16 protein-coding genes and 1 rRNA gene are annotated in these 19340 nt (G+C 57.5%); 16 read left to right on the top strand and 1 reads right to left on the bottom strand.

The features are described 5' to 3' along the window. The first annotated feature begins 27 nt into the window (after positions 1–27). The 15 genes from FMM72_RS10425 (at position 28) to FMM72_RS10355 (ending at position 17681) form a co-directional block, all read left to right on the top strand. On the top strand, positions 28–1389 hold the full coding sequence (locus FMM72_RS10425; protein ID WP_162221392.1) for a DUF362 domain-containing protein: 1362 nt from the start codon (positions 28–30) through the stop codon (positions 1387–1389). Positions 1390–1394: 5 nt separating this feature from the next. Then, positions 1395–2249 (top strand): hypothetical protein, encoded by an 855-nt coding sequence (locus FMM72_RS10420; RefSeq protein WP_160210692.1) that lies wholly within the window; start codon positions 1395–1397, stop codon positions 2247–2249. A gap of 29 nt (positions 2250–2278) precedes the next feature. Next, a complete protein-coding gene (locus tag FMM72_RS10415; protein ID WP_024729900.1) occupies positions 2279–2896 on the top strand; it encodes an amino acid synthesis family protein in 618 nt (205 codons plus the stop codon). 332 nt (positions 2897–3228) lie between these two features. Further along, a complete protein-coding gene (locus FMM72_RS10410) occupies positions 3229–4125 on the top strand; it encodes an NAD(P)-dependent oxidoreductase (RefSeq protein WP_162221391.1) in 897 nt (298 codons plus the stop codon). A gap of 42 nt (positions 4126–4167) precedes the next feature. Continuing rightward, a complete protein-coding gene (locus FMM72_RS10405) occupies positions 4168–5037 on the top strand; it encodes an FAD binding domain-containing protein (protein ID WP_162221390.1) in 870 nt (289 codons plus the stop codon). Between the two features lie 18 nt (positions 5038–5055). Continuing rightward, on the top strand, positions 5056–5538 hold the full coding sequence (locus tag FMM72_RS10400) for a (2Fe-2S)-binding protein (protein WP_160210695.1): 483 nt from the start codon (positions 5056–5058) through the stop codon (positions 5536–5538). After that, complete coding sequence (locus tag FMM72_RS10395; protein ID WP_162221389.1) at positions 5535–7853, top strand: xanthine dehydrogenase family protein molybdopterin-binding subunit; 2319 nt, start codon at positions 5535–5537, stop codon at positions 7851–7853. Before FMM72_RS10400 ends, FMM72_RS10395 begins: the two co-directional genes overlap by 4 nt. 274 nt (positions 7854–8127) lie before the next feature. Then, the gene (locus tag FMM72_RS10390; RefSeq protein WP_160210697.1) at positions 8128–9318 is read left to right on the top strand and encodes a 3-isopropylmalate dehydratase large subunit; all 1191 of its coding nucleotides are present in this window, start codon (positions 8128–8130) and stop codon (positions 9316–9318) included. 2 nt (positions 9319–9320) lie between these two features. Next, complete coding sequence (locus tag FMM72_RS10385) at positions 9321–9812, top strand: 3-isopropylmalate dehydratase (RefSeq protein ID WP_006873361.1); 492 nt, start codon at positions 9321–9323, stop codon at positions 9810–9812. Positions 9813–9869: 57 nt separating this feature from the next. Next, positions 9870–11735 carry a cobalamin-dependent protein gene (locus tag FMM72_RS10380; protein ID WP_160210698.1) on the top strand — a complete coding sequence of 622 codons (1866 nt, stop codon included), beginning with the start codon at positions 9870–9872 and terminating at the stop codon, positions 11733–11735. A gap of 17 nt (positions 11736–11752) precedes the next feature. Continuing rightward, the gene (locus FMM72_RS10375; protein ID WP_180322916.1) at positions 11753–12901 is read left to right on the top strand and encodes a 2-methylaconitate cis-trans isomerase PrpF family protein; all 1149 of its coding nucleotides are present in this window, start codon (positions 11753–11755) and stop codon (positions 12899–12901) included. A 5-nt stretch (positions 12902–12906) separates the two neighbouring features. Continuing rightward, a complete protein-coding gene (locus FMM72_RS10370; protein ID WP_162221387.1) occupies positions 12907–14346 on the top strand; it encodes a glutamate mutase L in 1440 nt (479 codons plus the stop codon). Between the two features lie 179 nt (positions 14347–14525). Next, positions 14526–15407 carry an isocitrate lyase/PEP mutase family protein gene (locus tag FMM72_RS10365; RefSeq protein WP_160210701.1) on the top strand — a complete coding sequence of 294 codons (882 nt, stop codon included), beginning with the start codon at positions 14526–14528 and terminating at the stop codon, positions 15405–15407. Between the two features lie 31 nt (positions 15408–15438). Beyond that, complete coding sequence (locus tag FMM72_RS10360) at positions 15439–16848, top strand: serine dehydratase (protein ID WP_160210702.1); 1410 nt, start codon at positions 15439–15441, stop codon at positions 16846–16848. Between the two features lie 122 nt (positions 16849–16970). Beyond that, entirely contained in the window at positions 16971–17681 is a 711-nt protein-coding gene (locus tag FMM72_RS10355; protein WP_162221386.1) for a class I SAM-dependent methyltransferase, read from the top strand. Positions 17682–17726: 45 nt separating this feature from the next. Here FMM72_RS10355 and metA read toward each other — a convergent pair whose 3' ends face one another. Beyond that, complete coding sequence (metA, locus tag FMM72_RS10350) at positions 17727–18656, bottom strand: homoserine O-acetyltransferase MetA (RefSeq protein WP_162221385.1); 930 nt, start codon at positions 18654–18656, stop codon at positions 17727–17729. A 388-nt stretch (positions 18657–19044) separates the two neighbouring features. Here metA and FMM72_RS10345 point away from each other — a divergent pair. Continuing rightward, positions 19045–19340, top strand: a 16S ribosomal RNA gene (locus FMM72_RS10345); the annotation flags it as partial.

The following is a 19340-nucleotide window of genomic DNA, read 5'->3' as shown; positions in this document are numbered from 1 at the left end:
ATCTAATGAGAAAGTGGGAGACGCTCAATGGTAATCGTAAATGAAAAATGTAAGGGCTGCACCATCTGTTCGAAGAACTGTCCGGTGGGCGCAATCGAAATGGTGGAGCGCAAGGCCGTCGTCAGCGCTGAAAAGTGCTGTGAGTGCGGCGTTTGTACCCGTGTTTGCAAATTTGGAGCGATCACCAAGCCGGCTGATGTGTCGGACGGCTTCATCGTGGCCCGCACCATAGTGGAGCTGGCCAACGGCGAGGAAGTGGAGCTTTCCGTCAACAAGAAAACAAAGATCATTGTTCAGGCTGGCAAGCCTCCCGTTATCAACGGCGTGAAGGAAGCAAAAATGCGCATCGGCTGCGGCAGCGCCACTGTGGGACTGTTCGCCAAGAAGATGAAAGAGGCGGTGGATGAGGTCATCGTCATCGACCACCATGTCACGGGGCTTTTCACTGAGCATCTGGCTGGAGCCGACGTCGGTATGGAGTGGTCCGGCGTGATACCGAACNCGGACGGCTTCATCGTGGCCCGCACCATAGTGGAGCTGGCCAACGGCGAGGAAGTGGAGCTTTCCGTCAACAAGAAAACAAAGATCATTGTTCAGGCTGGCAAGCCTCCCGTTATCAACGGCGTGAAGGAAGCAAAAATGCGCATCGGCTGCGGCAGCGCCACTGTGGGACTGTTCGCCAAGAAGATGAAAGAGGCGGTGGATGAGGTCATCGTCATCGACCACCATGTCACGGGGCTTTTCACTGAGCATCTGGCTGGAGCCGACGTCGGTATGGAGTGGTCCGGCGTGATACCGAACGCCCGCAAATCCTCCCGCGGCCGTTATTTCGGCGAGCACGGCGAGGGGATCGGCGGCACCACCATCGAGACGCCGCGCGACGCAATCAAGAGCGTGGATATGACCCGCGCCAAGGCCGGGATGCAAATCCTGGTGGTCAATACGACCGGCGAGATTCGCGCCTTGTTCGAAGTCCTTGCGGACGGCGATGTGAAGGAAATCCCGATGACCGAGAAAGCTGCCGCTCTGGCGGATGACATTATGAACAACTGTGAGGAGTCCCTTGCCAGTGTTATGTATACCGGCGGCACGGGCGGCAGCGCCCGCGGCGGCGTGTGCACAAAGCCGCTGGCTATCACCAAGGCTGTGCACGAGGGCAAGGCGATCCTTACCATCGGCGGCGCGCCCGCTTATATCATGCCCGGCGGCGGAATCAACTTTATTGTCGACGCGGGCAAGGTTGTCAACCACGGCTTTACCTGGGTGCCCACGCCGGCCACAGTGGCCCCTGTGGAATACACCATGACAAAGGCCGACTATGAGGCGATCGGCGGCCATATGGACTGCATCCGTCCTGTGGAGGAGCTGCGCAAGGAACTGGGCGTGTAAGCTGTATGAAGGATGAGGTCATGGGGGTGCTCGCACCCGGACATGTGTTCTTTGATTACGGTCCCGTTTCCATGGTGGTTTCCGCCATGCGGGGCGGGGCGGGGGACACGGGTTTGTGCCGCAGCGCCTTTGAAGTCATCGACGGCTGTCTTAAAGAGATGCGCCCCGTGCTGGCGGTGCTGCGCAGTTATCCTGAAAGCGTCGATCCGGACGCGCTTTGCGGCCTGCCCGCGGTCATGGCCCGGGCGGTCGCCGCCACAGGCGATCCGCTCCTGACGCCGATGGCGGCGGTGGCCGGATCGGTTTCCGATGCGGTGGCCGACCATTTGGAGGCTCAGGGCGCGGAAAAGGCCGTCGCCAACAATGGCGGGGATATCGCCGTCCGCCTGGCCGATGGACAAAGCTTGAAGCTGGGTGTCGTATACGATTTGGCGGCGGGAACGGTCTCCCGGACAGTTTGCCTGACAAACCGCAGTGGCGTGGGCGGCGTGGCGACCAGCGGTCTGGGCGGCCGGAGCCTTACGACCGGGATTGCCAGCGGCGTGACGGTGTTTTCAGCCCGCTGCGCCGCAGCAGACGCGCTGGCGACCCTGCTGGCGGATCGTTCCTATCTCGATCTGCCGGCCGTTCATACGGCTTTAGCGGGGGAACTTGACCGCGACAGCGATATTGCAGACCAGCAGGTTGTGGTGAGCGTGGACCCCTTGACCGAGGCTGAAAAGGAACTGGCCCTTGGCCAGGTGATGAAGGAAGCGGAGATTCAATACGGCAAAGGGAATCTCCTTGCCTGTATCGCCACTGTGCAGGGGCGCACGGCTGTGTTCGATCCCAAACAGATACTGGAAGAATCCTTGATATAATAAAAATTTTACCAAAGGAGTGTTTCATCATGAAAGAGCCGAAGATCCGCAAGATCGTGACAAATCTGGAAGAAGTATTTTACGAGGGCGGCGCTGATATGCCCATCGAAAACGGCGGCAAGAAGTCCATCAAGACCGTTTCCGTCGCAGCTGTCATCAAAAATCCGTATGCCGGCAAATGGCAGGAGGATTTAAGCGAGTTGACCGAGTACGGCGAGTATCTCGGCGATCTGCTGGCGCGCAAGGGCGCGGAGCTGCTGGGCGCCGACGCTGTGGAAACCTACGGCAAAGGCTGCCTTGTCGGTACGGACGGCGAGCTGGAGCATTCTTCCGCGATGCTGCATCCCAAGGCCGGCAAGCCCATCCGTGCGGCCATCGGCGGCGGCAAATCCATCATCCCCTCCAATGAGAAGGTGGCTGGTGTCGGCGCTTCGCTCGACATTTCCCTGCATTACAAGGATGCCGCTTTTGTGCGCACACACTACGGCTCCTTTGAAGTCCGCGTCCCCGATGCGCCGAAGGCCGATGAAATCATCATGGCTGTTGTGCTGTCTGATGGCGGCCGTCCGCATGCGACTGTAAACGGCGCCGGCCGTATCGGCGGCTTGCAGAAGTCCGAGGCCAAGTGCGAGGACGGTATGCACTGATTGAACCGCAAAGGGCCTCCGGCCAACCATTTCAATGCGCTGGCTGGAGGCCCGTTTTCCTAAGCGGCAATGACCCGCGGTGCGCGGGCCGTTGAGAATGTAGGTCCGAGACAGGCCAGTTGACAAAATAGCGCCTTGCCCCCCGCTGCATTATTTTTTGGAAGCTTTCACAAAAAGACTCGTCAGCCGCAAAGGCTCGCCCGTATTTTTTGTTTGATGCGCCGAAAAATCGTTTTTGTTTTTATGGCGCTTTATTTGTGAACAGCCCCAGGGCGGCCTTTATTCCCAACGGCCCGATCTGGCAATCAATGAAGTAAAGGTGAGTGGATTTTATGAAGATCGGATTTGTAGGGCTTGGCGCGATGGGCAAGCCCATGGCCTGCAACCTGTTAAATGCAGGATATGAGGTTTATGCGTTCGATGTAGTGGAAGCCGCTGTCAAGGAGATGGAGGGCAAAGGTGCTAAGGGCTGCGCCACGGCAGGCGAACTCGCCGGCAAAGCGGACGCTATCATCTGCTCTTTGCCAAACGCCAAGATTGTAGAGAGCGTTATGTGTTCCAAGGGCGGCGTATTTGAAAACTGTAAAGCGGGAACCATCATCATCGATATGAGTTCCGTAGCGCCCAACAGCACAAAAGACATGGCGAAAAAAGCCGCTGAGAAGGGGATCGGATACATTGACGCCCCGGTTTCCGGCGGCGTGTCCGGTGCGGCCGCAGGCACGCTTACCATTATGGTGGGAGCCGACGACGCGACCTTTGAAAAGGTAAAGCCTGTTTTTGACGTTTTAGGCAAGAATATCTATCATGTGGGCGAGGTCGGCGGCGGCGACGCCATCAAGATGGTCAATAACCTTCTGCTTGGATGCAATATGGCCGCTTTGAGCGAGGCGCTGACTCTGGGCGTAAAATGTGGGCTGTCCGTGGAGACGATGAAGGAAGTTATTTCTGTTTCTTCGGGACGCAGCTACGCGCTTGACGCCAAGCTGGAGAAATTCATCATGGCTGATCAGTTTGCAGGCGGTTTTGCCGTGGATTTGCAGTATAAAGATTTAGGATTGGCGCTTGAGGCCTCGCGCGACGAACGCGTGCCCCTGCCTATGACCGCCGCTGCCGCCCAGGTCTATGAGATGGCCCGCGCCAAGGGACAGGGCCGCGAGGATATGTCCTCTGTCGTCAAGGTATGGGAGGATTTGACCGGCGTTAAAGTGTGCGGGAGCGGTAAATAATAGACCCTGTGCATCCAATCAGGACGAAAGGAGTTTAAACAAATGAAGCCCTTTACTTACCACGCCCCCACCACGGTGGACGAGGCCGTGGCCATGCTGGAACAGTATCAGGCCAGCTGCGCCGTGGTTGCGGGCGGTACAGACGTGATCATTGAGTTAAACGAGCGCCATAAGGCGCCTGAGCATGTGATCGCTATCGATAAATTATCCGAGCTGCGCTACATAAAAGAGGAGGGGGGCCTTGTGAAAATCGGCGCCCTCACATCCTTTGACGATCTGGAAAACGACGCCTATGTGCAGGCGCACCTGCCGGCCCTTTTGGAGACGGCGGTCCATGTCGGTTCCCCGCAGATCCGCAATCTTGGCACTGTAGGCGGCAACGTCGTTAACGCGTCCGTGGCGGGTGACAGCCCCACCACCTTCCTCACCTATGACGCACAGGTGGTACTTAAAAGCGCCAAGGGCGAGCGCATTATGACGATTGAGGATTTCAACAAGGGTCCCGGCAACTGTGCCATCCGTCCCGACGAGCTTCTCACAGAAATTCGCTTCCCCGCACTTTCCAGCGACGAGGCTGTGGGATATTTCAAGATCGGCAAGCGCAAGAGCCTGGCGATTGTTGTGCTGGCTGTGGCCATCTATATAAAACGCACCCCTGACAACAAGGTAGAGGATTGCCGCGTGGTGCTGGGCGCGGTGAGCAAGCATCCCATGCGCTCCCCTGAGATTGAAGCCCTTTTGAAGGGCCGCGCGCTCACAAAGCAGTCTCTGGACGATACGCTGTCCGCGTTTACCGACGCTGTCCAGGCGGCGATTCCAACGCGTCCTTCCGTCGTCTATAAGCGCGAAGGCGTCCGCGGCGCAGCCCGCCGCTGCTTTGATCAGATCATCAGTCAGTTCGGTCTGGCGTGAGGGAGGAAAAGAACCAATATGGAACAGATCAAGATTCAATTCAACCTGAACGGCAATGACATCTCTGTCACCGCCGACCCCAACAAACGCCTGGTGGACTTTTTGCGTGAGGACATGGGCATGACCAGCGTCAAGGAGGGCTGCGGCGAGGGAGAATGCGGAGCCTGCACCATCATTTACAACGGCAAGGCCGTCACATCCTGCCTGATGCTGGCCGGGCAGGCGGACGGTTCTGCGATTGTGACCCTGGAAGGCGTCGCGGAAAACGGCCAGCTTAACTATATCCAGCAGGCGTTTGTGGACGCGGGTGCTGTACAGTGTGGCTACTGCACGCCCGGCATGGTCCTTTCGGCCAAGGCGCTGCTTGATAAAAAGCCCAACGCAACGGACGAGGAAATCCGCCGTGCTATGTCCGGAAACCTCTGCCGCTGCACCGGATACAGCAAGATCATCAAGGCCGTGGAGATGGCCCGCGATGCGAAAGGAGGCGTCAGAGAATGAAAAAAACAGAAGTCGCTGTCAAGGAAAAAAGCTCTGTGGATGTCTCCGTCGCCGGTCAGCATGACTGGTCCATCCTGGGCAAAAGCGTTGTCAAAAAGGACACTATGGAAAAGATTATGGGCAGCGCCAAATTCGCGGCCGATATGGAGCTGCCGAACATGCTCTACGGCGGCGTACTGCGCAGCACAATCGCCCACGGCGTTGTCAAGAATTTTGACCCGTCCGCCGCTCTGGAAATCCCAGGCGTGGTGTGTGTGCTGACAAGCAAGGACATCCCCGGCAAGAACAGGATCGGTATCATCATTAAGGACGAGCCGATCCTGGTGGACGACAAAATCCGCCGCTATGGCGACGCCATCGCCGTGGTGGCCGCCGAAACGCCGGAGCTTGTCCGCGACGCTCTGGAAGCCATCAAGGTGGAGTATGAGGAGTACGAGCCGATTCTCACCATGGAACGCGCCGCCGAGGAGGACGCGCCCAAGGTGCACGGCGAAACAAATGTGCATCAGAAAAAGCACCTGGAGCACGGCGATGTGGACGAAGCCTTCAAACACTGCGATGTGATTGTAGAAAATGACTATGAGACGCCTATGCTGTCCCATATGTTCATTGAACCTGACGCCGGCGTCGCCAGCTTTGAGAACGGGCAGATGACCGTTTACAGCTCCACGCAGAACCCGCACTATGATCGCGGCGAGGTCGCTGGAATGCTGGCGCTTCCTCAAAACCGCGTGTCCTCAGTCCAGGTGACTACAGGCGGTGGTTTCGGCGGAAAGCTGGATATCTCTGTCCAGTGCCATGCGGCCCTGCTGTCCTATTATACCAAGCGTCCGGTCAAGATTGTCCGCGGACGCATGGAATCAACCATGGTTTCCTCCAAGCGGCATCCGTTCAAGATGCACTATAAAACCGGCGCGACTAAGGATGGCAAGGTGTTGGCCGTCCAGGCGACCTTGCTGGCCGATACGGGCGCTTACGCCTCTTATGGACCTGCCGTTATCACGCGCGCCACCGTCCATGCCGCGGGTCCTTATGAGGTGCCGAACGTCCGGGTAGATGCGACTTTCTATTATACCAACAACCCCATGGCGGGCGCTTTCCGCGGGTTTGGCGTCCCTCAGGTGGCCGTGGCCCACGAAGGGCAGATGAACGCGTTGGCCAAGGCGCTTAACATGGATCCCATTGAGCTGCGCATAATCAACGCGCACCGTCCAGGCAGCGTTACCTCCACTGGTCAGGTGCTTGATGAAAACGTCGGCTTTGTGCAGTGCCTTGAGGCGGTGCGCGACAAGGCCAGCCAGGTTCTGCCGCCCTGCGCCCCGACAGCTCCCAACAAACGCCGCGGCCGTGGCTACGGCTGCATGTATTACGGCATTGGCAACACCGGCCTTCCGAACCCGGCCGGCGCGTTTGTCGAGGTGCTGCCCGACAACAGCGTCAACCTGATGGTCGGCTGTGCCGACATCGGCCAAGGTTCCACCTCCGCCATGGCGCAGATCGCCGCCGAAGAGCTGGGGCTGGAGTATGAGGATATCCATGTGACCTTCGCAAACACCGAGGTCACTCCGGAGGGCGGCGCGACTTCTGCAAGCCGTCAGACCTTTATATCCGGATCCGCTACTATGCTGGCTGCACGCATGGCCAAAAATACCCTGGCTGAAGTGGCTTCCAATTATCTCAATGTGCCGCAGGATAAGCTGGTTTTCCGTCACAGGGAAATCTATTCCTCCGAGGACAGAAGCGTCAAGATGACTTATCCGGAGCTGATGGGCGAGATGAAGCGCTTGGGCAAGCTGGCGCTCGGTTCCGGGGCGTATAACCCCAGGACCACGGGGCTTAACGCCGAGGATATGTTCGGCGTGCCGTTTGAGGTCTATTCCTACGCCGCGACCATTGTGGATCTGGAGGTCGACGTGGAAACCGGTCTTGTGGATGTACTCAACGTTGTTTCCGCGCATGACGTGGGGACCGCCGTGAACAAGCAGGCCGTTGAAGGTCAGGTTGAGGGCGGCGTGGTCATGGGTACGGGATTTGCCCTGATGGAGAAGATCGAGACGAAGGATGGCCGTATCACAAACCCTGTTTTCTCGAAATATCTGTTGGCTACCGCGATGGACGCGCCGACCATCTATCCGATTGTCGTCGAAAGCGGCAACAGCGAGACGGGGCCCTTCGGCGCGAAGGGCGTCGGAGAGCCGGCGTTGATCCCAACAATTCCGGCTACCGCCGATGCTGTAGAGAACGCTCTGAATATCCGTTTTGGCAAGCTTCCCATTCAGCATCTCGATATCATGCGCGAACTGTACAAGAAATAACGCAAAGGCAGGGGATGTCCACGGGCATCCCCCGCCTTTCGCGGCCTGAGGACCTGTTGGAAAATTCCATCTTTGCGCGTTTTTTCTGCAAAAGCGTCGGAATGGGCGAATTTTCCGGCCTGGTTCATTCCGGGACGGGCAGGCCAGGATAATCAGAATGACCTGATTGTTCCGGCCTGTTTGAGAGAGCCTGCCCCCAAGCTCGCGCAAAGTGGGCTTGGGGATAGGCTCACAGCCCGGCAAAATCCTATGAAACGGAGTGAAGGGAGACTCTATGAATATCATCGAAACGTATCTGGCGAAGGCTGCCGGCGTTGCCCAGGCGCACGCAGGGGACGATCTTTCCTGCAAGGTCAGCTATGTGGCCGCCCACGATGTGACCGCTCCGATCGCGATCAAGATGTTTCGTGAAATCGGCGTCAAGAAAGTGTTTGATCCAGACCGTGTGGTTCTCATTGTGGATCACATCTATCCAGCTGCGACGGAAAAGGCCCGAAACAGCGTATGGGCCATGGATGATTTTGCCAAGGAATTCGGCGTGCATCTTTACCAGCGCGGCGAGGGCGTTATCCATCAGCTCATGTATGAAAAACACCGCGCGGCGCCTGGCGAGCTGATTGCCATCGCCGACTCCCACACCGGAACCTGCGGTGGCTATGGCGCCATCGGCATTGGCGTCGGCTCCACGGAGCTGGCCGCCGCTATGGCGACTGGCAGGCTCGATCTGGAGGTGCCCGAGGTCGTCCAGATCCACCTGACTGGAAAGCGGCCGGCCAACGTCTTTGGCAAAGATTTAATCCTTTATCTGGGCAGCGTGTTCGGTACGGATTACCTGGTAGACAAGGCGCTTTTGTTCACCGGACCTGGTATTGAGGAATTTTCTGTGGCCGAGCGCATGACCGCCTGCAATATGGGGATTGAAATCGGCAGCATGATCACCCTGTTCGGTACAACCGCACGGGAAGGCGACACCGCCGAGACGCGCGAGGTTGACCTCTCTGCGCTGGAGCCGCAGATCGCCAAGCCCTTTTCGCCGGCCAATGTGGTTCCGGTCCGGGAAGTGGAAGGCGTTAAGGTGACGCAGGTGGTGGTGGGTTCGTGCACCAACGGCCGCATCAATGATATGGAACAGGTTGCGAAGGCTTTTGAGGGAAAGCACGTCCATCCGGATGTGAATACGTTGATTGTTCCTGCCTCCAGAGACGTTCTGGAGGAGATGGAGGCGCGCGGCTGGTGCAAAATCATCCGTGATGCCGGCGCCACGGTGCTCAATCCCGGCTGCGGCCCCTGTTTTGGCGCGCATGAGGGGCTTACAAGCGAGCGCGATGTGGTTGTTTCCACCACAAACCGGAACTTCCCCGGACGCATGGGAAGTATGAAGGCCAATATTTATCTGGCCTCTCCTGCAACGGCGGCGGCAACCGCGCTCGCCGGCAGGATCACCGTACCAAAGGCGGAGGGCTGACTATGGATATCATCAAAGGAAAAGTAATCGTTTTGGGAGACGACGTGGATACTGACCAGATTCTTCCCGGCTATGCGATGGCCGAGCCGATGGATCAGCTCGGCAAATTTGCCATGGCAGGCCTGGCCGGTCTGGATTTTAAATCGGTCTTTGAGCCGGGCAGCATCCTTGTGGCGGGGCGTAACTTCGGCTGCGGCTCCTCCCGCGAGCAGGCGCCTATCGCGCTCAGGCAGGTGGGCGTGTCACTGGTCATAGCAAAGGGTTTTGCGCGCATTTTCCGCCGCAATTCCATCAATATCGGCCTGCCGGTTTGGGCGGCCGATGTAGCGGACAGCCTTCACACCGGGGATATCATAGAGGCGGACCTGGAGAAGGGGACCGTCACGGTGAACGGGGAAGTAAAACAGTTTGCGCCGCTGGCCGCGAATGTATTAAAGACGCTGGAATACGGCGGGCTGATCCCCCGCGTCCGCGCCGAACTTGGGCTTGCTTAACAATGGGGAAGGGCTGGGAGATACCAGCCATACCTAAAAGCGATAAGGGGGATATATATGAAAGATCCACAGGAAAAAACAAAGCGAATCATAAAAGAAGATATTGAAACCATCCGCGCCTACGCCGACTGCTTCGGCGTGGAGATGCCGGATCTGGACGAAAACGGCGAGGTCGTGGGCCTGCCCGGGCCGTATCCGCGCGAGGTGGCGGGCGTTGTCCGCAGCGGCTACCGCATCTATGAGCTTGGCCAGAAGGCGCTGGAGACGGGCGTCCCATGCCTGAATCCGATCCTGGGGCGCAACTCGGCTGAGGAAACCTGGAAGGAATCGTGCGATATCTACAAGTATGCGGATATGTATGACGACACGATCTTCCAGTTTGTCCACTCAGAGGCCACTCGCCACATCGACCCGCTCAAGGGGCGTGAGCTGATCGAGCAGTCCAGGGGCAAGGGCGGTATCACACCAAAAGGTGAGCGCGAATTCATCCAGATGGGCGGCGGCGCCAAACATCCCGTGCGCATCAACGCCACTGGCGACACGGCGCATATCAACATCTTAAACGCCCTGATCGCCGGCTTTGACGGCACGGATATCGGACCTGTCATCCATGTGCATTTCGGCGGCCGCGGCATCCATGATTTTCGCACCAAGGTTGTCAACGGCTACAAAGCGATTCAGATCTGCGGCGAAAACAAGATCTTCGCGCAGCTTGACACACATAAGCATATCAACAACATCGGCGGCACGGACGGTATGGCTATCGCGATGTGCCTGCTGGCCGAGGGCCTGGCGGCGCACGGCGGCCTGCCCTGGGAGCTGAGCGGCATCCAGATGAACGTGGGCGGAAACAACCTCTACCGCGACCTGGCCATCATGCGCGCCTTCCGCCACAATATGCTCTCCAAGAGCCTGATCGTTGTTCCTGAGACATTCCAGAACCCGCCGGCCAACCTGATTGCGGAGCAGGCGCATTTTGCCCGCATGGCGGTCTCCGCAAAGCTTGGCGGCGCGAATTTCTACCGCCCCAAGGCTGCTGAATCTGTGGGTATCCCCACCGGCGACTCCATGGGGCAGGCGGTTTGGGCGTCCGAGGACGTGTTCCGCCGCACCTGTAATATAAACATCGAATCGCCGGTCATCGACGAATACGAGTCCATGATGATGGATGAAGCGTTCGCCATTTTGGAGGCCGTCCTTCATCTGCCGTCCCGCAGCCTGAAGCCCGGCTGTCTCACGGAGGAATTCTGGCATCAGTGGAGCGACGCGGAGCTGATCGACCTGATCGTCGAGGGCGGTAAAAGCGGCATGATGGATACCCCCCGCGCCGGCGGATGGGATTTGAAGCGTTATGTCAAGACAAACCGCGATCCGGACGGAATCACCCGCTATGTCAAAGGGTATACGCCTCTTGGCGTCGACGCGTCCCGCTGCCCCATCACCAAGGAGCATGTCACGGTGCATGTCGAGAAGCCGCCGACGCGCAAGGAGAAGATCGTGCTGGCGACCGTCGGGGCAGACGCGCATGTCAACGGCATCAACGTGATCCGCGAAGCGTTCCAGGACGCGGGGTACGACGTTGTGTTCCTGCGCGGCATGAACCTGCCCGAGACAGTGGCCGAGGTCGCCGCTGAGGCCAACGCCGACGCGGTGGGCGTCAGCAACCTGCTGGGGTTGGGCGTCACCCTGTTCCCGCGCGTCGAGAAGCGCCTCAAGGAGCTTGGACTGCGGGACAAAATGGTCGTGTGGGCCGGTGGGCGTATCGCTGAAAAGGAAGAAGAACACAAGTATTACGAGGACAAAATCCAGTCCGAGGGCGTTGGGTTTTTGGGCGTAGACGCATTTTTTGGCCCGGGTTCCGAACCCCAGGCGTGCGTTGACTGCATTACCAAAGCGATTGAAGAAAAGAAGAAAAACGGATGAATGGAGGAATGTCAGATATGAGCGATCAGATGCGGATTCCATGCGTGATTATGCGCGCGGGCACCAGCAAGGGCATTTTTATCAAGGAAAACGACCTTCCCAAGAACCAGGCTATGCGTGACAAAACCATCCTTGCCATCTTCGGCAGCCCCGACGTCCGCCAGATCGACGGTCTGGCCGGCGCGGACCCGCTGACGAGCAAGCTTGCCATCATCGGCCCGCCCACCCGTGACGACGCCGATGTGGACTACACATTCGGACAGGTGAGCATCGACGGTACGGTCATCGATTACAGCGGCAACTGCGGCAATATTTCCTCCGGCGTTGGTCCCTTCGCTATCGATGAAAGCATGGTCCGCGCCGAGGAGGGCATCACGATGGTGCGCATCCACAACACCAACACCGGCAAAATTCTGCGGGCCGAGGTGGAGGTGCGCGACGGTAAGGCCGTTGTTTCCGGAAACTGCAAAATCGACGGCGTCCCCGGCACGAGCGCCCCTATCCTGATGGACTTCGCCTCCACCGCGGGCGCGGCCACAGGCAAACTGCTCCCCACCGGGAACGTGGTGGATGTGATTGAGACGAGCAAAGGCGCCATTGAAGCCTCAATGGTCGATGTGGCCAATCCCTGCATCTTTGTACGGGCAAGCGACGTTGGGATGAAGGGCACCGAGACGCCCAGCGAGATCAACGGCAACAAGGCGCTGCTGGAGCTTCTGGAGGAGCTGCGCGCCAAGGGCGCTGTGATGATGGGCAAGTGCAAAACCGAGGAGGAGGCCCACACTAAGTCGCCCGCTTTCCCGATGATCTGCTTTGTCACGGCCCCGGCGGATTACACGGACTTTACAACCGGAAACACGATCAAGGCCGATGAGGTGGATTTCGTGGCCAGGCTGATGTTCATGCAGGTGCTTCACAAGACATACGCGGGCACCGCCACCGCCTGCACCGGCGCGGCCGCCAAGATTCCGGGCACCATCGTCAACCAGGTCATCCCTGATATTGAGCATAAGACCCGTATTCGCATCGGCCATCCCGCCGGGGTGCTGCCCGTGGTAGCGGATGTGAAGGACGGCCATGTCGAAAAGGCTGCTTTTGAGCGCACGGCCCGCCGTATCATGGAGGGGTATGTCTACGTGGAAACCTCTAAGGTCTGCGGGAAATAATCCCTATGAAAGCGGTTGAGATACAAGCTAATATCCTTGTCTACGATGTGGGAAGCACTTATACCAAGGCGGCGGCCTTTGCGTTGACGGATGGGCGTTTTATATTCCTGGGACGCGGCCAGTCGCCCACCACGCTGCACGATGTTATGGAAGGCGCGCGGGGGGCGGAGCAGGCGATCCGGGAGCAGGGCGTACCGTTTGCGCCACAGATCAAGCGGTACAGCTCCTGCTCCGCCGCGGGAGGACTGCGCATGGTCGCCCTTGGATATATGCCGCGTGTCACCGCCAAGGCCGCCAAGGAAGTGGCCATGACGGCAGGCGCGCGGGTGATGCAGGTCGTCTCCGCTGAGGAACCGCTGTCCTTCCGCAAGGAAGTGCTGATGGAGATCAATCCCGACATCATCCTGCTTTCCGGCGGGACAGACGGCGGCGACGAGGGATGCGCCCTGGAAAACGCGGAGATGATCTGCGAGCTGCACGGCAAGGCGACGGTGATCGTGGCGTGCAACAAGTATGCGCAGCGCGCTGTAGCGGAGCTTTTTGATAAAGAGGGCGTCGACTATGTGCGCGTGCCGAATATCATGCCGACGATTCACGAGCTGAATATCAAACCGGCCCGCGAGGCCATCCACGAACAGTTTATCAGGCAGATCACCAGAGCCAGGGGCTTAGCGGAATTTCGCGCCGGCCTGTCCGACCAGACCGTGGTACCAACACCCGGCGCAGTGCTGCTGGCCAGTGAGCTGCTGGCCAAAGGCACCTATGAGCAGGATGGCGTCGGCTCGCTGATCCTGGTGGATATCGGCGGCGCAACCACAGATATCCACTCCGCCCTGCCGGAGCTTGAAAAGCTTTCCATCGAGGAGCGGGGGCTGGTCATCAACAATGAAAAGCAGTTTTCTTACCGCACTGTGGAAGGGAACCTGGGCCTGCGCGTATCGGCGACCGGCATCCCGGAGGCTGTCGGCCCCAATGCGGTGATCAGGGCTATGGACGGCGATTACGGCGTCACGCCTGACGAGGCGCTCCGGTTTGCTCAGCATCTGGAGGACCACCCCGATTACATCCCGGCCGACGAGCGGGAAAAATCCCTGGAGCGCGCGATGGCCTCCTGTGCCATCAACACGGCTCTGCGCCGTCATGCGGGCCATTATGCCGATACGGCCGACCCGGTCATGGGGATTATGGCGGGCACCGCCATTGGACGCGATCTGCGCCGTGTGGAGCGTGTGCTCTGTGTGGGCGGCATCTTCGTTCATTCGGACAAAAAGGCTGCCGAGGAAATGGTGCTGCGTTGCTTTGAGGACCCGGGCATCTCTCTGCTGCCGTTGGAAAAGCCGCAGATTGTGCAGGACCGCAACTATATCCTGTACGCTATGGGCGTACTCGGCAAATATTATCCCGACGCTGCGCTCAGTTTCCTCAGGGAATATACAGACGGTTAGGGCCTGTTTGAAAATAGAGGAGTTTTGATTTTTCAAACAGCCTCTAAGTATAGCGGGGCATAAAACGCCCCTGATGAATATGGGTGCGCAGGCAAAGCCGCAGGCGGGCGTATGGTTCATTTCGGCCTCGTCTGCTCCGCCGGCGCGCTCAACATATGAAAAAATGGAGTGATTGGAATATGAACGGACCTAAGAAGATGCGTGAACTTTTTGCCAGCAAAAAAACAGTGGTCGCACCGGGTGCGCACGATATGCTCACCGGAAAAATCATCGGAAAGCTTGGCTTTGACGCCGTGTACATGACCGGTTACGGCCAATCAGCCAGCCATTTGGGCAAACCCGACGTGGGACTTATGACGATGAGTGAAATGGTCGCCCGCGCGGCCAACCTGGTGGAATGCTGCGGCGTGCCGGTGATCGCGGATGCGGACACCGGGTTTGGAAACGCCGTCAATGTCATGCGTACCGTTCGTGAGTACGAAAAAGCGGGCGTAGCTGTGATCCAGCTTGAGGATCAGGTGATGCCCAAGAAGTGTGGCCATATGATCGGCCGCGAGGTCATCCCCATGGAGGAGATGGTCGGCAAGATCCATGCCGCTGTGGATGCGCGCATCGACCCCAACTTCATGATTATGGCGCGCACAGACGCGCGCACTGTGCACGGCATCGACGCCGCTTTGGAGCGCGCGCACGCCTACAAGGAAGCGGGCGCGGACATTATCTTTGTTGAGTCGCCTGAATCCGAGGCTGAAATGCGCCGCATCAACGAGGAGCTTCCCGGCGTCCTGACGCTGGCCAACATGGTTGAAGGCGGCCGTACTCCTATGTTCAAAAATGCGCAGCTTTCCGAATTTGGCTATAACCTGATTATCTATCCGACGGCCTCCGTCTATGTGACCACAAAAGCCATGGTGGATCTCTGGGAGGGAATGCGCCGCGACGATACGACGCAGACGCTGATTGATACAATGATTCCCTTCGCTCAGTTCAATGAGATTGTGGGCCTGCCCGAAATCCGCGAGATCGAAGCCAATTACGCCACTGGCCGCGTGGTCAAGTGATCCGTACAGGAGCAAAAAGGAGGGGTATCCAATGAGCGATATCAGAGCTGTGATTCAGGAGAAGCTGCCGCTCACCGTCAGCGAGATGATCGATGTTGCCAGGCAGTTCGGCGCCCGCGTGACAGACGTAGTTCTCATTGAGACGGAGCTGCGCACGGGCCTTTCCCGCGAGGAGATTCTCACCGGCATTATGAACGAATACGCCCATAACCTCAAGGCTGTGGAAATCGGCGTCAAGGACGGCGAGAGCATCCTGCTCGGTACGGTAGCCTCGCAGCTTGCCGCGCAGGAAGGTCCCAAGTGTTTCTCGGATACCTTTTTGGATGACGCCCTCCTGTATACGCTGGGCGCGCAGGTGGGTAACCACTGCATCGGCTTGCGCCCCTGCGCCGGCACAGGCGATTCCTGCCCGTATTCCGGCTTTATCAAGGCGATGATGACACATGGATATGACGAAAAAACCATCGCGGAGACGGCTGCGCTGATTATCAAGATCGGCAGCATCTTCCGGGTGGGCAAGGTTACGACCGGCTGCAATATGGAGGGCTACGGCGCAGGCTCCGCCTGTATCGCCGCGGCGACTGTCTCCATCGGCGGCGGCACGCCCGAACAGATGGAAAAGGCCATGGTGCTGGCGCTGTCGCCCACTATCGGCGTGCCCTGCACTCCGCGCGTTCTGGTGCCCGCGCTGTGTACCACGCATGTGGGCGGCGCGATCCTCATGGGGATGTATGCAGGTCGTTTGTGCATGAAAGTGGATATGACGGTCAATGTGCCATTTGACGTAATGTTGGCTATGGCGGCCGAAGTCCATGTGGAGTCCGGACATTCCCTCGTCCCCATCGTTGTGGAGTATATGGAGCCATTCTTTAAACGCAAACCCGCTGTGGAGTCCTTGGTAAGCCAGCAGGTTAAGGACGCTGAGGCCAAAAAGATTGAGGAAACGCTTGCCAAAGCCAAAGCCAAGGCCAAAAAATTAGCGCAGGGCACTGAACATATCCTGCACACTCTGGGCGACGCCGTTGTCGGTGGCAGCAGCCAGGCTGTGGGCAGCCCGACAAATGCGGCGCGCATCTGTCATGAGCTTATCAAGGGCAAGATTAAAAAGGTGCGTGTTGAACTGTATCCCGAGCTGTTTGCGCGCCGCTCCATCAATATCCCCGGCGTCCTGATGGGCGCTGTGTTCGGCGCGTCCACTTCGGACTATGAGATGTATAATAAGTCGGTCCAGATGGTGAAGGACGCGGGCATTGAGGTGGAGATTGTCGAGGGGACAGAGCATGCCATCCAGAAAATCACAATCACCACGGATCAGGGCAGTTATATGGTGGATACGCTCAACCGCGGCGGCGGACGACTTGTGTTGCGCGGCGCCGAGCCGTCCCTGACAGAGGCTGTAACGGCCGCAAAACGCCTGGGAATTGTGTTGGTAGACGCTTAGATCAAAGATGATTCTGAACTGTGAAAAGGCCGCCTCCGGCGAGCGGAGGCGGCCTTGAGGCCTGTTTGAAATCCGCAGCGGGATTTTAAACGGGCTTTTACGACGTGAAAGGAAGATCGGTAATGCTGCATTTGAAAGAATATTTGCCCGGGCTAAGACAGGGGATGGCTTTGGACGTGGGGACGCGTTATGGGGAATTTGCATTCACGCTGGCGGAGGCCATGCCGGCGGGATCGCGCGTCATCGGCCTGGATTGCGACGCAAAAACGGTGGAGGAGGCGCGGGAGAAAAACGCCGGAAAAGGTGTGGAGTTCATGGTGGGAGAGGGCGCCCACATAGATTTCCCGGACAATACTTTTGAACTGGCGGCGATCTCCAATACCCTGCACCATATTGAGGACTACGACGCGGTACTGGATGAGATGTTCCGGGTTCTGCGTCCCGGCGGCGTCTTTTTGGTTAACGAGATGTTTTCCGATGGACAGAACGAGGCGCAGCAGACGCATTTTTTGCAGCACAGCTTCGAGGCAAAGCTGGATATGCTCTCCGGCGGATTTCAGCGTCCCACCTGGCGAAAGGATGAGATTATAAAAATTCTTGAACGGCTGCCGCTGGCTGATGTGAAAACCGCCGAGCTTTTGGAGGAGTCCAAAATGGACGCGAAGCTGGCGGAGAAAAACGAAAAGCTCGTCCGCGCCGTGGAAAAACACGCGGCTGGAAAGCCCGAATATGCGGCGCTTTTGAACGAAGCGAGATCCATCCAGGCGCGCTGCGCTCAAACCGGAATCCAGCGCTGTACACAGCTTGTATATATCGGCCAAAAGGTTATATAACAGGAGAACGGACCCGATCTTTTTGGAGCGGGTCCGTTCTCCTGTTCAAGACGGTTCATCCACGTCTTCCGTAAACTCATACGGCGTGGTCTGATAGACATAATAGTTGAGCCAATTGCAGTATAACAGATTCGCATGGCCGCGCCAGATATGCGGCGGCGTCTGCGCCGGGTCGTTGTTGGGGAAATAGTGTTCCGGGATATGGATCGGAAGGCCCTTTTGCAGATCGCGGAAATATTCATCAGCAAGCGTGCCGCGGTCATATTCCGCATGGCCTGTGATAAAAAACTGCCGCCCGTCGCGCCGTCCGGCCATGTAGACGCCGGCTTCTTTTGAAGCCGCAAGAATTTCAAGCTCAGGGCACCGCTCAATCTCACGCCGTGAAACGGTTGTATGCCGTGAGTGAGGGACGAAAAACTGTTCATCGAATCCACGGGTAATCGGATGGTTTTCGACGGCCAAGCGATGCTGGAAAATACCAAACAGCTTTTCATCAAGCGGGTATTTATGAATCCCATAATGGTAGTACAAGGCGGCCTGCGCGCCCCAACAGATGTGAAGGGTGGAAAAGACGTTTGTTTTGCTCCACTCCATGATGCCGCAAAGTTCGTTCCAATACTCAACCTGTTCAAAGGCCATCTGCTCGACCGGCGCGCCTGTGATGATCAGGCCATCGAAGCGCTGGTCGCGGATATCGTCAAAGGTCTTATAAAATTTAAAGAGATGCTCGGACGGCGTATTTTTGGAAGTATGCGATTTGACTTGCACCAATTCAATGTCCACCTGTATGGGGGAGTTGCCAAGCAGGCGCAATAGTTGCGTTTCCGTTTCGATTTTTTTTGGCATCAGATTGAGAATTGCAATTTTTAGCGGACGAATATCCTGATGCAGGGCGCGATGCTCGGTCATAACAAAGATGTTTTCCTGCTCTAGGATACGCGAAGCCGGCAGGCTGTCGGGGATTTTAATCGGCATATTCCATCACCTTCATTTGTTCTCTGATAGCTCCATGATAGCCCATCAAGGGGGCGAAATCAAGCCGAGGAAATTTTTCGGAAAAAAGTTTGAAAAAAGTGTTGACAAAAAATAACCTGTGTGGTATTATACAAAAGCTGCCTCGTGCGAACGACACAAAGGGCGATCAAACGACAGCACACAGCACCTTGAAAAATGAACAACGAGAAGGAAAGAACCGAAGCGAAACCGGAAGGGCCCGAGAGGGTTTGGAAGGGGAAGCTAAGGACCCTGGAAACGAAATTGAGTGCATCCATCGAGAGATGGACGTACAAGCGAAACCAGCAAAGGAAACGAAGCTGGATCGACTTTGATTAAGATTGGAAGCCCGAGAGGGTTTTTAATGCCATTATCAAAGAGTTTGATCCTGGCTCAGGACGAACGCTGGCGGCGCGCCTAACACATGCAAGTCGAACGGGGCTTACATTCTGAAGTTTTCGGATGGACGAGTGTAAGCTTAGTGGCGGACGGGTGAGTAACACGTGAGCAACCTGCCTTTCAGAGGGGGATAACAGCCGGAAACGGCTGCTAATACCGCATGAAGTTGCGGGGACACATGTCCTTGCAACCAAAGGAGCAATCCGCTGAAAGATGGGCTCGCGTCCGATTAGCCAGTTGGCGGGGTAACGGCCCACCAAAGCGACG

The sequence above is a fragment of the Anaerotruncus colihominis genome, assembly GCF_010206195.1.
In the GTDB taxonomy this organism is placed as follows: Bacteria; Bacillota; Clostridia; order Oscillospirales; family Ruminococcaceae; genus Anaerotruncus; species Anaerotruncus colihominis_A.
This window is presented reverse-complemented; position numbering and strand designations above follow the sequence as displayed.